The sequence below is a fragment of the Pelomonas dachongensis genome, from assembly GCF_043555865.1.
Taxonomy (GTDB): domain Bacteria; phylum Pseudomonadota; class Gammaproteobacteria; order Burkholderiales; family Burkholderiaceae_C; genus Pelomonas; species Pelomonas dachongensis.
On record NZ_JBIGHY010000009.1, the window covers coordinates 127,977 to 141,987 of the forward strand.

A 14,011-nucleotide genomic window follows, 5' to 3' on the forward strand; every position below is an offset into this window, starting at 1 on the left:
TTGAGGTCATGAGAGGCGAGGCAGGCCCAGTTGGTCGAACCAAGCAAGGGTGAGCACGCTGTTGAGTCCTGTCGTGCTGTTGCGCCACCAGCGCCGGCTGTTAGCCGCCACTCGGTGAGCCACTTCGGCCCGAGCGCCCATCGACAGCAGTTCGCGGTACATGGTTGTTCCGCGCTTCCACTGCTTGAGCTGTAGGGCTCTGAGTCGATGGCGCAGCCACTCATCCAGCTCGCGCCAGACTTTGGGCGTTTGCGCCATTCCGAAGTACCCCTTCCAGCCCAGCAGGTAGGGCCTGAGCCCAGCCACCACTTGCGCCATGCTGCGTCCGCCTGAGCGGCCCGTGAGTGCCCGGATGCGCGCCTTGAAGTTGTCCATGGCCTTGTGGGCCACCTTGCACTTCACCTCGCGCCCCTTGGCCACCCACAGCTCGTAGCCCAGGAACTTGCGCCCGAAGGCGCTGCACACGGCACTCTTGGCCTCATTGATCTGAAGCCTCAGCTTGCCGTACATCTTCCTGAGCCACACCATCACTCGCTCGCCGGCTCGTCTGCTGCGGACGTAGACATTGCAATCATCGGCATACCTCGCGAAGCTGTAGCCCCGCGCCTCCAATGCCTTGTCCACCTCGTCGAGCAGCACGTTGGCCAGCAACGGGCTCAGCGGCCCGCCTTGCGGCGTGCCCTGTTGGCGCTCCACCACCACCCCGCCATCCATGATGCCGGCGTTCAGATACGCACGGATGAGCCGTATGACGGCGGCGTCCGGAATGCGTCTCTTGAGCCGATCAACAAGAATGTCGTGGCAAACCCGGTCAAAGAATTTGGCCAGATCCACGTCTACAACTACGCGCTTGCCTGACTGGACGTACGCCCGCGCGGCCTTCACCGCATCGTGCGCCCGCCGCCCCGGCCGGAACCCGTGGCTGTGTTCGCTGAAGGCGGGGTCGATCAGCGGTTGCAGCACCTGCAGAAGTGCCTGCTGGATCAGTCGGTCCGTCACCGTCGGGATACCCAGCTCGCGCTGGCTTCCGTCCGGTTTGGGAATCATCACCCTGCGCACCGGCGCAGGGCGGTACCGCCCTCCCAGCAGCTCTTGGCGGATCTGCGGCCATGTCGTTTGCAGCAGGCGCTGTGTGTGCTCGATGTCGAGCCCGTCCACGCCCGCCGCGCCCTTGTTGGCCTTGACCCGCTTCCAAGCCGCTTGCAGGTTCTCTCTCGTCAGCGCCGCCTCCAGCAGGGTGCCAGCCCCCGCCTCTTGCATTGCTGACCCTGTGCCCTGGTGTTCCTGGGACGGGCCGCGGGCTTCGTCGCTGGCCGGTTGGAACGCGGCTTCACCGCGCCCTTCCCCCACCCGCCCGGATGGCTCCGGCATCTGACGCATGGCCTTTGACATTCCCAGGTCCTCGGTCACTTGCTCTCGTTTGGTCCTTCGCCTCTCGCTGGTGGCCCCATCGGCCCCGCTACCCGGCTACTACGACCGCTGCTGACTCCTCGCTCCGGCATGGCCGTCGCCCTTTCAGGCATGAGGCGAGGTCTCCCCAGGTAATTGCGCACTCCTTCATCGCACAACCGCCGCATCTACGCCGCTTCGCCTTGGTCACAAGAGCTTCGTGGTCTTGAGCCCACTCGCCCTGCTCGGCAGCGCCTTCTATGCGGTTCTTGTTCATCGGCTCGCGATTTACGCTTCACGCTTCCTCCCCACACTCGGTCGCCCTCGTGCAGTTGCGCTTCACTTCGCTCGCTGTGACCAGCTCGCGGGAGGACTTGCACCTCCAGGATGTGCGCCCATGCTGGGCGCACTCAAAGAGAAGGGCTCCCTCATGCGGGAGCCCTTTGCATTCGGTGTTCGGTATTCGGGCCGACGCCGGGCCGCTCCCGAGCCGGCCCATCTGGCGATGCATGCGGCTCGATGCCGCACACATCGCCGTCCCCTCGGGGCACCGGCTGGGCTCGCACGCGTTCAGCAGCGAGACCAGACGAGGGGCTCAGAAGCTCGCGCGCAACCCGACCTGGTACGTGCGACCCGGCTCGTAGACCGCGTAGGGCGCATTGGCGAACTGGAAGTTCGTGCGCTGCTGGGAGCGGGTGACATTGAAGATGTCGAAGGTCGCCTGCAAGTCCTTCTTCCAGCCAAAGAACTCACCAATGTTCAGGCGCGAGGTGAAGTCCACCTGGTCGTAGTCCATGCCGTAGAAGGCCGCCGCCGTGATGCCGTTCTGGCCCGTGCCGCTGGACTGCGACCCCTTGGTGAAGGTCTTGGTCACACGCAGGCCGCCGAAGCGTCCTTCGTAGTAGGCGGCCAGGTTGTAGGTGTACGGAGGCACGCCGGTGGCCACGTTGGCGCCCGACTGCTTGACCTTGGTGTAGTTGGCGCTGACGCCGATGCCCTTCAAGTACGAAGAGATGATGTCCAGCGGTTGCTGCACCGTCAGCTCCAGGCCCTTGATCTTCAGCTCGTCGGCCGTGTTCTGCGTCTGCGTCAGCGTGATGCCCAGCGCATTGATCGCGGCGAGCGCCGCTCCCGTGGGCGCCGTGGCAAGGTCGCCCGGCACCGGCAGGCCGGCGCGGGTATAGAGACCTTGCTTCTGCGTGTCAGTCAAGCCGCCTTGGGTCCAGTTGACGCCGTAGGCATTCAGGTCGGCGAAGGTCGTGCTGATCGTGCGGTTCGCGGTGAAGCCCTGGATGCCCTTCTGGAACCAGGCCACGGCGATGTAGCCTTCACGGCCGGTGTACCACTCCAGGCCCAGGTCGGTGTTTTCAGACTTGTAGGGCTTCAGATCAGGATTGGTGAGCGTGCCGTTCTGGGCCGCCGGGTCGGTGAAGTTCAGCGCCAGCGCGCGCAGCTGCGTCGGGTCGGCACGCGTGATCGTCTTGGACACCGAGCCCCGCGCCAGCAGGTTGGGGCGCAGGCTGTAGGCGACGCTGGCGGACGGCAGGAAGTTGCTGTACGTGGTCTGCGTGTAGGTCTCCAGGCGCTGCGACGGGTAGCGGCCGCCATCGGCCAGGTTCAGCGCCGCGTTGCGCGGGTCGACCGGCAGCGTCAGCGTGGCGAAGGTCTGCTGCGTCGTGGCATAGCGGCCGCCGGCGTTGTAGCGCAGATCCCTGCCGAACAACGTCGTCTCACCGTTGATCTCGGTGAACACCGACGACACCTGCTCCTGGAAGAAGCCGGGCGCCACGTTGTTGTTGGAATTGGCCGTGCCGAACGTGGCGGTGTCGCGGGCGGCCTGGTAGTTGGAGTCCTTCGCGAACCGCGCCCAGTCCACCGTGGTGAAGCCACTCGACGTGGGAATGAGGTAGCTCGGCACGGCCGCGTTCGGGATCGTGGAGCCGAGGAACTGCAACGAGGCTGGCGACGCACCCGCCGTGAAGCCCGTGCCGTAGCCCGGGTATGCGCCGGCTGCCGGACCGGCAGCGCCAGCGCCGTTGCAGGCGCCGCCGGTGTTGGTCGTGTTGGGGTTGGGCAGGAACACGTTGACGTTGCGGCGGCAGGCGATGTTCTCCCAGTAGGCGGAGTTGTCCAGCGTGTTGATGCGGCGCGAGACGCTGTCGTAGGCGCTGCCGATCTTGATGTCGAAGATGTTCGCGTCGATGTCGATGCTGCCGCGCAGGCCGTGCGTGCGGATTGAGCGCAGCTCTTCCTGGTGGTTCAGGCGGCCACCGTTCCAGCCGTAGGAACTGGGCTTGTTCAGGATGTCGGTCGCGCCGGAGGCGTCAATGGCGCGGATCGACGGCGTGCCGCTGGTGTTGTCGTACTCGGTCGTGATGCCCGAGCCGAGCAAGGTCTGAAAGCCCACCGTCGGCGACTCGCGCCGGAAATCGCTGCGCGTCATGTTGGCCTGGACGTCGACGCTGATCGCGTCGGTGATCCGCACATTCAGGCCGGGGTTGACGCTGTGGAACTTGGTTTCCTCGTTGTAGGGCCGATACTCCAGGAAGTACTGCGAGTTCGCGAAGGTGCCCTTGGTGACCGTGCAGCCATTGGCGCAGTCGGTCTTGTCCACGGTCATGTTGACGGGAATGGCCGAGCCATTGCGGCCAATCCAGTTGATGTCGACGCGGTCGAACTCATTCTTCTTGTGGCCGTAGATGACGTCAAGGAAGTACCTGGCCGAGCTGTTGGGGCGCAGTTCCATCGACACGATGGCGTTCTTGCGATCACGGCTGCCCTCGGAGAACATCGTGCGGCCCAGACGGGGAATCAGCGCGTTGTCGATCTGCTGGATCGTCAGGCCGGGGTTCTTCGACAGCAAGTAGGCTTCATCGATCGTGGCGCCGGTCGTCAGGCCGTTGCCGGCGTTGGCGGGCACGACACCCGGAATGGTCCAGTTGCCGCCGCCCGTGTTGTTGCGCCCCGTGCCCAGGCTGGCACCCTGGGCTTGCGACAGGTTGGCATTGGTCCAGCCGATGGACTCGAAGCCGGTGGTCTTGACCTTGTTCGTCGACCAGGCCACACCGGCCAGCACGCCGAAGACGTTGTTCCATGTGTTGCTGACGAGGGCCGAGCCGCGGTTGCCCCACTTCTCGGCGTTTTCGCCCTTGGTGCCGGTCAGCGAGAACGCGGTACGGAAGCCCTTCTTGTCGAACGGGCGCGCGCTGCGCATGTCTACGATGCCGGCGGCGCCGCCTTCCAGCATGGACGCGGTCGGGCTCTTGACCACCGTCACGCGGCTGAACAGTTCGCCGGGCATGAAGTCCATGTCGACTTCGCGGTTGGCGCTGCCGGTGTCGGTGCGGCCGGTGGAGGCGGACGCGACCGGCGCGCCGTTCAGCAGGATGCGGGTGAAGTTGGTGCCTAGGCCGCGGATCTGGATCTGCAGGCCTTCACCGGTGATCTCGCGCGTCAGCGTGACACCGGGGATGCGGGAGATGGACTCGGCAATGTTGCTGTCGGGGAACTTGCCCATGTCCTCGGCCGAGATGGCATCGATGAAGCCGACCGAGTTCTTCTTGGCATTGGCCGAGCTTTCCAGCGAGGCGCGGATGCCGGTGACGACCACGGTGTCGAGCTGCTGCGAAGGCGGCTGCGCGGGAGCGGTCTGCGCATAGGCCTGCGCAATCAGGCCGGCCAGCAGCGTGGTGCCCAGCGCCAGCCGACGATCCAGGCGCGGGCCGCGCCGCTGCCGCGAAGAAATCTTGTTCATCTGTTGTCTCCTGTTTGATTCTGCGAACCCGGTGCTCCAGGCTGTGTCAAGGCGGCAACCACAAAAAATGGTAGCGCACACATTTTTGAATTTACGGTGGCAGTCTGGCGGAGTCAACGAGGGTGTGTACTAATGTATTAGTAAAGATCGACGCAAAAAGCCAAGGGATCACCACGACTGGCCAGCGAATCAGGTAGCGCTCACAATCAAGCCATCGCTGTCAACGCCGTTCACCCAGAAGATGCAGAACAACAACGCTTCCCTGCCGCGCGGCCTGCCCGACGATGCAACGCATGCGGTCTTGGTGGGTCGCGTGTGGTGCGCTGATGTTGATGGCCCGGTCGTGGTGGCGGTGCGCGGCGGCGAACTGGTCGACCTGTCCGGCCATGTAGCGACGATGGCGGAGCTGCTAGACCGCAGCGACCGGGTGGCGCTCACCCGTCAGGCACCGGCACGCGGGATAGGGGCCGTACACGATGTGCTCGCCGGCGCGCTGGCCGCCTCGCCCGACCCCGCCGTGCCCCGCCTGCTGGCACCCTGCGACCTGCAAGCCATCAAGGCCTGTGGCGTGACCTTCGCCGTGAGCCTGCTGGAGCGCGTCATCGAGGCACAAGCCGGCGGCGACGCGGCTCGCGCCCACGCGTTGCGCGAGTCGCTGAGGGCCAGCCTGGGCGCCGACCTCGCCAGCATCCGCCCCGGCTCGGCGACGGCGCAGCAGCTGAAGGCCGAGTTTGTCGCCCGCGGCGCGTGGTCTCCCTACCTGGAAGTGGGGCTGGGGCCTGATGCCGAGGTCTTCACGAAGGCGCAGCCGATGTCCGCCGTGGGCTTCGGCGCCGCAGTCGGCCTGCACCCCGACTCGCAGTGGAACAACCCCGAGCCCGAGGTCGTGCTGGCCGTCAACGCGCGCGGCGAGGTCGTCGGCGCGACGCTGGGCAACGACGTCAACCTGCGCGACATCGAAGGCCGCAGTGCGCTGCTGCTGGGCAAGGCCAAGGACAACAACGGCTCCTGCGCCATCGGCCCGTTCATCCGGCTGTTCGACGATGGCTTCACGCTGGACACCGTGCGCGCCGCCGCGGTGAGCCTGCGCATCGAAGGGGCCGAGGACGGCTTCGTGCTGGACGGCGTGAGCCGCATGCAGGAGATCAGCCGCGACCCGCTGGATCTGGTGCGCCATGCCTGGGGCGCGCATCACCAGTACCCCGATGGCTTCATGCTGTTCCTGGGCACGATGTTCTCGCCCATCCAGGACCGCGGCGCGCCCGGTGCCGGCTTCACGCACCGCCTGGCCGACGTGGTCACCATCGCCAGCCCCGCACTGGGCTGCCTCATCAACACCGTGCAGCGCAGCGACGCCATCCCGCCGTGGACCTACGGCACCGGCGCGCTGCTGCGCCACCTGCGAGGCCGGCCCCTGCCGGATTGAATCTCTGGTCGGACGCCGCGGGCTGGTGGCGTCCTGTCTGTTGCGGCGGCCCGCGCGAGCGGTCCGCCGCTTTTTTGCCCGGCGCGCCACTGATGCACTAAAGCGCCAGTGCCAAAATCATCCGCACACCTTCGCGATGAATTTCGTCCTCGATCCCACCCGCCACGCAGCCCCCCAGGTCGTCGAATCGCTGCGCGCCGCCATCGTCTCGCTGGAGCTTGCCCCCGGTCTGGCGCTCGACCGTGCCGAGCTGGCGCAACGCTTCGGTGTCAGCCAGACGCCGGTGCGCGACGCGCTGATGCGGCTGAGCGAGGAAGGCCTCGTCGTCATCCGGGCGCAGTACACGACGCAGGTCAGCCGCATCGACGTGCCGGCCGCCCGCGAGGCGCACTTCCTGCGCCGCTCCATCGAAATCGAGATCGCGCGGCAACTCGCCGATGCACCCGACAACGCGGTGATCGCCGAGCTGCGCCTTCAGCTCACGCACCAGGCCGAACTGGCCGCGCAGAAGGACTTCATCGGCTTCATGGCCGCCGACAAGGAGTTCCACCGGCTGATGTACGTGGCCGCCGGTCTGCCCCGGCTGTGGACGGTGGTGCTGCGCATGTCCGGCCACGTGGACCGGCTGCGGCTGCTGCACTCCCCGTTCGCCGGCAAGACCGCATCCATCCTTGGCGGGCACCAGGCCATCCTGGATGCCATCGCGGCGCGCGATGCGAACGCGGCGCAGGCCGCCGTCCGCGAGCACCTGTCCGGCACGCTCGCCTCGGTGGACGAGATCCAGCAGCGGCACCCCGAGTACCTCATCCTCTGACGCGCCGCGCTGGCATCTCGCTTGCCGACGCCGCTCACGCAACTGCCAGGAGCCGACCATGACCGCCACCCCGCAATACTCCAGCCAGGAACCCAGCCGCGCCGACGTCGACGCAATGCGCGGCCCCACGGTCCTCGAATTTGGCGCCAACTGGTGCAGCATCTGCCAGGCAGCGCAGCCGGCCATCGCCAGCGCGCTGGACGCGCACCGGGCGGGCGCGCCACTGCAGCATCTGAAGATCGAAGACGGCCGCGGTCGTCCCCTGGGCCGCTCGTACAGCGTGAAGCTGTGGCCCACGCTGGTGGTGCTTCAGGACGGGCGCGAAGTGGCGCGCGTGGTGCGCCCCGGCAGCGCTGCCGAGATCACGGACGCGCTGGCGCGGCTCGACACCGCGCCCGCAGCGCCCGCCGCGCCCAGCTCAGATGCTGAAGCGATGCAGCGTTGACGACCTGAACACCTCGCCCGGCCGCAGCACGGTGCTGGGCCAGTCCGGGCCCACAGGCCTGTTGGGCGAGTCGGGGCTGTGCTGGGTCTCCAGGCACAGCCCGGCACCGCGCCGGTAGGGCCGGCCGCCGCGGCTGGCCAGCGAGCCGTCCATCCAGGTGCCGGCGTAGAACTGGATCGCCGGCTCGGTCGTCAGGATGTCCATGACCCGGCCCGACGCAGGATCATGCAGGCGTGCGGCCGGGTGCAGCGCGCCATCCCGCGGGTGATCCAGCAGCCAGTTGTGGTCGTAGCCCACATCGCTGCCGATCGAACGCGCCTTGCGGAAGTCGAACGCAGTGCCGTCCACCGCAGCATGGTGCAGCGGAATGCCCTGCGCGTCGGGCACGGTATAGCGGCCGGCGTGCAGCGTGAGGCAGTGGTCCAGCGCCGCGCCGGACTCGGCGCCAGCCAAATTGAAGTAGGCGTGCGAGGTCAGGTTGACGACCGTGGGCCGGTCGCAGGCGGCCTCGTAGTCCACGCGCCAGCTCAGGTCGGCGCCCAGCGTGTAGCGCACGGCCACCTGCAGCGTGCCGGGGAAGCCCATCTCGCCGTGCGGGCTCTCGCGCTGCAGCAGCAGGCTGACGCTGCCACCCGCGCCTACCGGCTGCGGCGTGGCCTGCCACAGCGACGCGCCGAAGCCTGCCGGGCCGCCATGCAGGCAGTTGCGGCCGTCGTTGACGGCGAGTTCGTGGCGCACACCGTCCAGGTCGAAGCGGCCACCGGCAATGCGGTTGGCATAGCGCCCCGCGATGACGCCCAGGTGCGAGCCGGCGCCCGCCAGGTAGGCGTCCAGGTCGGCCATTCCCAGCACGACGCTGTCGGCCAGGCCAGGCAGCCACAGGCCGGTGACGATGCCGCCCCAGTCCAGCGCCGTCAGCACCAGGCCGTGTCCGTCGTCGAGGCGGTACTCGTGGACGACACGACCGTCCGGCAGGCAACCGTAGTCACGCGTGGTGATGCCGGCAGCCATCAGCGCACGAACCCGCGGGCGTTCACGTACAGCGCGTACAGCGAGTGGCTGCTGGCCATGAACAATCGGTTGCCCTTGGCGCCGCCGAAGCACAGGTTGGCGCAGCGCTCGGGCAGGTGGATGTGCGCCAGCGGCTTGCCCTCGGACGAATACACGCGCACGCCGTCCAGCAGCGCCGGGTCCACACCCGGCTGGCCGCCGCCGCCGAAGCCGCACCAGATGCGACCCTGCGTGTCCAGCGCGATGCCGTCGAAGGCGCCAGGGCCTTCGGCGTCGATCAGCAGTTGCTTGTCGCTGACCGCCGCGCCGTTGACGGCGTAGGACCAGATCAGCCGGTGCGGCTGTGCGCGGCTCTCAACCACCAGCAGCCGCTGGCCATCGGGCGTGAAGGCCAGGCCGTTGGGCCCGGCGAGGTCATCGATGACGCGCTGCAACCCACCGGTCTTCGCGTCGATGCGGTAGACGCCGTGCGGCTGTTCGGGCGTGGCGCGCAGGCCTTCCCAGTCGCTGGCGATGCCGAACTCGGGGTCGGTGAACCAGAGGCTACCGTCCGGCCCGCAGGTAATGTCGTTGGGTGAGTTCAGCGGCTTGCCATGAAACGCATCGGCCAGCACGGTGATGCGGCCGTCGAACTCCGTGCGCGTGATGCGCCGGCCCAGGTGCTCGCAGCTGACCAGCCGCCCCTGCGCGTCGCGCGCATGGCCGTTGGCATTGCCGGCCGGCTGGCGGAACACGCTGACCTGACCGCTGCAGTCGTCCCAGCGCAGGATGCGGTCGTTGGGAATGTCGGACACCAGCAGGTAGCGGCCATCGCCGAACCACACCGGGCCTTCGGCCCACTGCAGGCCGGTGGCGAGTTGCTCCACGCCCGCCGAGAACAGCCGCAGCTCGCGCCCCTCGGGGGCGAGGATCTCGAAGGCCGCGTCGGGCAGGCGCGAGGCGGGCTGGAAGGGGATGCGCGGGCCGCTCACTTGGGGCCCTGGCCGGCGAAGTCGAAGGGCCCCAGCACGACGAAGGCGCCGCCCTGGTAGCGCGCCTCGGGGCGCGTCGGGTCGATGTGCGGCTGCCTGGCCTCGACGGCGGCGCGCCAGGTCTCGGAGCTGTCCTGCGGGCGGTAACCGACATGCTTGCCCTGGCTGTTGTCCCACCAGGTCGTGCGGTTGTCGCTGGCGCCGTAGACGATGCTGTGGCCCACCACCGGCGCCGTCAGCGCGGCGACCAGCAGCCGCTCCATGTCGTCGTGGCTGATCCAGCTGGACAGGTGGCGGCGGTCCTGCGGCTCGGGCAGGCAGGAGCCGATGCGGATGCTCACCGTCTCCAGGCCGTGGCGGTCGAAGTAGAACTGCGCCAGGTTTTCGCCAAAGGCCTTGGACAGGCCGTAGTAGCTGTCCGGCCGCGGCACGACGTGGGCGGGAATGGTCTCGCCCTGGCTGTAGAAGCCGGTCACGTGGTTGGAGCTGGCGAAGACGATGCGCTTGGTGCCGCGGCGGCGCGCGGCCTCGTACAGGTTGTAGGCGCCGACGATGTTGGCCGGCAGCACGGTGGAGAACGGCTTCTCGACGGACACGCCGCCGAAGTGCAGCACGGCGTCCACGCCGTCCAGCAGCTCGTACATCGCGGCCTCGTCTTCCAGCGGCGCGACGACGACTTCCTCGCCGTCACCGGCCGGGTCCATCGCCGCGAGGTCGGACACGCGCAGCGTCTCGCAGTAGCGCTTCATGCGCGGGCGCAGCATGCGGCCCAGGGCGCCGGCAGCGCCGGTCAGCAGCAGGCGCTTGAAGCGCAGGCCGGTCAGTTGTTCCATGTCGTCATCCAGGTGATCGAAGAGGTCCAAGCCGGACGCCGGCCCGGCTGGAGACCCGGCACGCCCGCGTTCAGCGGCGTGCCTGGGCCAAGGGCTTGGGCCGGGTTCTCGGCGCAGCGTCGGACTGGCGGCGGATCAGCTCGAAATCCTTCAGCACATGCTCGCAGGGCAAGGGCTCGCCGGAGCGGCGCGCACGGATGTGGCGCACCAGCAGGTCCACAGCTGCGCCGGCCATTTCCATGATGGGCTGGCGCACGGTGGTCAGTTCGGGCCAGATGGTGGTCGCCAGCGGCGCGTCGTCGAAGCCCACCACCGTCAGGTCGCTGGGCACGTCCAGGCCGAAGCGGTGGGCAATGGCCACAGTGGCAGCGGCCATGTCGTCGTTGCTGGCGAAGATGGCCGTGGGGCGCTGCTCCTGCGACAGCAGGAATTCGGCCGCATCCAGCCCCGAGCGGTACGTGAACATGCCTTGCGCGACGACCTCCTCTTCCTCGATGTTCAGGCCCGCGTCGGTCATCGCCGCGTGGAAGCCCGCGAGGCGGCGCGAGCTGCTGCGCTGGTAGGGGTCGCCGATGATGAAGCCCAGGCGGTGGTGGCCCAGGTTCAGCAGGTGGCGCGTCATCTCGTACGCGGCCTGGAAGTCGTCGATGCCCACCGCGCAGACGTCCTCGGGCGGCTGGCCGGCGGACACGGCCACGGCCGGCGTGTCGGTCTCGGCGACCAGCTTCAGCAGCGGCTGCGAGTCGCAGAACGGCGGCGGGAGGATGAGGCCGTCGATGCCGTTGGCGATCATCTCGGCCACCGGCTTCTCCTCGCCGTCGCGCGCCGCGTCGCAGCGCTGCACGATGAGCTGCACGTGGCTCAGGCTGCTCTTGTTCAGCAGGCCGATCAGGAACTCGTTGAGGTAGCCGGCGCTGGGGTCGATGTACAGCATGCCGATGCGGATAGGCTCCGAACCCGCCAGCCGGCGCGCGGCCTGGTTGGGCAGGTAGTTCAGCGCCGCTATGGCGGCCTGCACCTTGTCGCGCGTGCCGGGCCGGACGTTCTGTTCGCCGTTGACGACGCGCGAGACCGTCATGGGCGACACGCCGGCCAGGCTGGCCACGTCGGCAATGGTGGCGACCTTGGTGCTACGCCCCTGGCGCGCGTTTGGCTTCAATGGGCACCTCGATAGTTCGTTGTTCTTGGAGAACGGCGATTTTCCACCATCGCCTTCAACAGCCCCTCATCCCTTGCCAGGGGCATACGGGAAGCTCTGCCGTTGGTAGTCCTGCAGGCTGCGCTCCGGTAGCCGCGTGCCGGCCGGCAGCGGCAGGCCGGAGACCGACTGGAAGTAGGCGATGCAGGCGTCGCGCCACCAGCGCGCCTCGCGCTCCTGCTGGGCGAGGTAGGCCGTCACCTGGGCGTGGCGGGCGGCGTCGATGTCGGGCTGCAGCGCGGCCCAGCGGCGGCGCATGTCGGCCACGGTCGCGACACCACGGTCGTAGCGCGCGATCAGCTCGGCCCACAGCGTGCGGCCCGACGGCATGGCGTGGTCCCACGGCAGGTGGTGGAACCACAGCAGCAGCTCGGGCGGCGTCGTGCGCGGGTCGGCCCAGCGCTTCGCGATGGCCGGCGCGTACTGCGCCAGAGCGTTGCTGCCGGTGGCCGTGCGGTCGAAGCCGATGCCGTCCTTGGACGCGCGGTGGAAGTAGGTCGGGTTCCAGTCGGCGCGCTCCAGGTTATCCACCCAGGGCGCGGGGCCGTAGTGGTGGCCCGTGCCCATCAGGTGGTGCAGGCCCAGCGGCGTCATGTAATCCACGACCGCTTCGCGCGAGTCCAGCATCAGCTTCACGATGGCGTCGCGCGCTGCGGGGCGGGCCGTGAAGGTCTGCGCCACCCAGTCGCGCGCCACGTCGGCCGCGCCCAGGTCCGGGTCCCAGGCCATGCGGCCGTAGGCATACCAGTTGGCCTGGTCGAACTGCGAGCCGCTCCAGTTGCGGTCCGCGCCGATGTTGGCGACACCAGCAATGGCGGTCAGCTTGTGCTTCGCCAGGCTGCCGTCCACCACGCGCGCCACCGTGCCGCCGTGGCCGGTGTCGGCCTTCAACACTTCCTCGAACAGCGGGCCCATATAGACCAGGTGCGTCGAGAAGCCCAGGTACTCCTTCGTGATCTGCAGCTCCAACGCCAGCGGCGTCCTGGGCGTGGCGCCGAACAGCGGGTGGAAGGGCTCGCGCGGCTGGAAGTCGATGGCACCGTTCTTCACCTGCACGATGACGTTGGGCGCGAACTTCCCGTCCAGCGGCTTGAACTCGTCGAAGGCCTGCGCGGCGCGGTCCTTGGCCTCGGGCGCATAGACGAAGGCGCGCCACAGCACGACGCCGCCATGCGGCGCCAGCGCTTCGGCCAGCATGTTGGCGCCGTCGGCGTGGTGGCGGCCGTAGTCCTGCGGGCCGGGCTGGCCTTCCGAGTTGGCCTTGACGAGGAAGCCGCCGAAGTCGGGGATGGTCTTGTAGATCTCGTCCGCCTTGGCCTTCCACCAGGCGCGCACGGCCGGGTCCATCGGGTCGGACTTCTTCAGCCCGCCCAGTTCCACGGGTGCCGAGAAGCGCGCCGACAGGTAGACCTTGATGCCGTAGGGCCGGAACACGTCGGCCAGCGCAGCAGCCTTGGCCAGCCAGGGCGCAGTCAATGAGTCGGCTTTGGCGTTGACGTTGTTCAGCACCGTGCCGTTGATGCCCAGTGACGCATTGGCGCGGGCGTAGTCGGTGTAGCGGGCGTCCAGGATCTCGGGCAGCTTCCACCAGTCCCAGATGGACGCGCCGGCGTAGCCGCGCTCGACATGGCGGTCCAGGTTGTCCCAGTGGTTCAGCAGGCGCAGGCCGATCTTCGGCACCGAGCGCTGGTCCAGCTTGGCCAGGTCGGCACCGGTCTGCGCCGCGCGCAGCCACGCATAGGTGCCGTACAGCAGGCCGATGTCGCTGTTGGCGGCGATGACGGTGACGTCGGCGCCCTGCAGCTTCGCGCGGCGCAGCGCATAGCCTTCCGTGCCGAGTTCGGCCCAGGGCATCGCCAGGCCCGCGGGGGCGCTGGCGGGCGTGGCCAGCACCAGCGCACCGGGTGCGATGCGCGAAGTCAGCGCCGGATCACGTCCGGTCATGCCGGCAACGCCGCGCTGCAGCTCGGCCACGGCGGCCTGCAGCGTGGGCGAATCCGCGCCGGTGCGGACGATGGTCCTGGCGCCGGCTTTCAGCTGCGTCAGTGCCGGGCCCTGCAGCGGCCGGTAGCGCAGCCACAGCTCGTAGCCGTCCTCGGCCATCGCCCAGACGGGCGCCAGCGCCAACAGCGTGGCCGCCAGCCATTTGCCTGTGAACTTCATCTCGTCT

Annotated in this window: 10 protein-coding genes; 3 read left to right on the top strand and 7 right to left on the bottom strand. The window is 68.4% G+C overall.

The window, feature by feature from the left end; genetic code table 11:
• Positions 1-6: 6 nt before the first annotated feature.
• Both ltrA and ACG02S_RS21485 read right to left on the bottom strand, forming a co-directional pair.
• Positions 7-1,398, bottom strand: a complete 1,392-nt coding sequence (ltrA, locus tag ACG02S_RS21480; protein WP_394472597.1) for a group II intron reverse transcriptase/maturase — start codon at positions 1,396-1,398, stop codon at positions 7-9.
• A 586-nt stretch (positions 1,399-1,984) separates the two neighbouring features.
• Complete coding sequence (locus ACG02S_RS21485; RefSeq protein ID WP_394472533.1) at positions 1,985-5,143, bottom strand: TonB-dependent receptor; 3,159 nt, start codon at positions 5,141-5,143, stop codon at positions 1,985-1,987.
• Positions 5,144-5,384: 241 nt separating this feature from the next.
• Here ACG02S_RS21485 and ACG02S_RS21490 point away from each other — a divergent pair, with 241 nt between their 5' ends.
• The 3 genes from ACG02S_RS21490 to ACG02S_RS21500 all read left to right on the top strand — a co-directional run bounded on the left by ACG02S_RS21490 (position 5,385) and on the right by ACG02S_RS21500 (position 7,828).
• On the top strand, positions 5,385-6,569 hold the full coding sequence (locus ACG02S_RS21490; protein WP_394472534.1) for a fumarylacetoacetate hydrolase family protein: 1,185 nt from the start codon (positions 5,385-5,387) through the stop codon (positions 6,567-6,569).
• Between the two features lie 136 nt (positions 6,570-6,705).
• Positions 6,706-7,383, top strand: a complete 678-nt coding sequence (locus ACG02S_RS21495; protein WP_394472535.1) for a GntR family transcriptional regulator — start codon at positions 6,706-6,708, stop codon at positions 7,381-7,383.
• A 58-nt stretch (positions 7,384-7,441) separates the two neighbouring features.
• The gene (locus ACG02S_RS21500; RefSeq protein WP_394472536.1) at positions 7,442-7,828 is read left to right on the top strand and encodes a thioredoxin family protein; all 387 of its coding nucleotides are present in this window, start codon (positions 7,442-7,444) and stop codon (positions 7,826-7,828) included.
• Here the strand turns inward: ACG02S_RS21500 and ACG02S_RS21505 are convergent.
• The 5 genes from ACG02S_RS21505 to ACG02S_RS21525 all read right to left on the bottom strand — a co-directional run bounded on the left by ACG02S_RS21505 (position 7,802) and on the right by ACG02S_RS21525 (position 14,004).
• Positions 7,802-8,839 carry an aldose epimerase family protein gene (locus ACG02S_RS21505; RefSeq protein WP_394472537.1) on the bottom strand — a complete coding sequence of 346 codons (1,038 nt, stop codon included), beginning with the start codon at positions 8,837-8,839 and terminating at the stop codon, positions 7,802-7,804. The genes ACG02S_RS21500 and ACG02S_RS21505 overlap by 27 nt on opposite strands.
• Positions 8,839-9,810: an SMP-30/gluconolactonase/LRE family protein gene (locus ACG02S_RS21510; RefSeq protein ID WP_394472538.1), complete on the bottom strand. Its 972-nt coding sequence runs from the start codon at positions 9,808-9,810 to the stop codon at positions 8,839-8,841. Before ACG02S_RS21510 ends, ACG02S_RS21505 begins: the two co-directional genes overlap by 1 nt.
• The gene (locus ACG02S_RS21515) at positions 9,807-10,643 is read right to left on the bottom strand and encodes an NAD-dependent epimerase/dehydratase family protein (protein WP_394472539.1); all 837 of its coding nucleotides are present in this window, start codon (positions 10,641-10,643) and stop codon (positions 9,807-9,809) included. Before ACG02S_RS21515 ends, ACG02S_RS21510 begins: the two co-directional genes overlap by 4 nt.
• A 70-nt stretch (positions 10,644-10,713) precedes the next feature.
• On the bottom strand, positions 10,714-11,802 hold the full coding sequence (locus ACG02S_RS21520) for a LacI family DNA-binding transcriptional regulator (protein ID WP_394472540.1): 1,089 nt from the start codon (positions 11,800-11,802) through the stop codon (positions 10,714-10,716).
• Between the two features lie 66 nt (positions 11,803-11,868).
• Entirely contained in the window at positions 11,869-14,004 is a 2,136-nt protein-coding gene (locus ACG02S_RS21525; protein ID WP_394472541.1) for an alpha-glucuronidase family glycosyl hydrolase, read from the bottom strand.
• Positions 14,005-14,011: the final 7 nt, after the last annotated feature.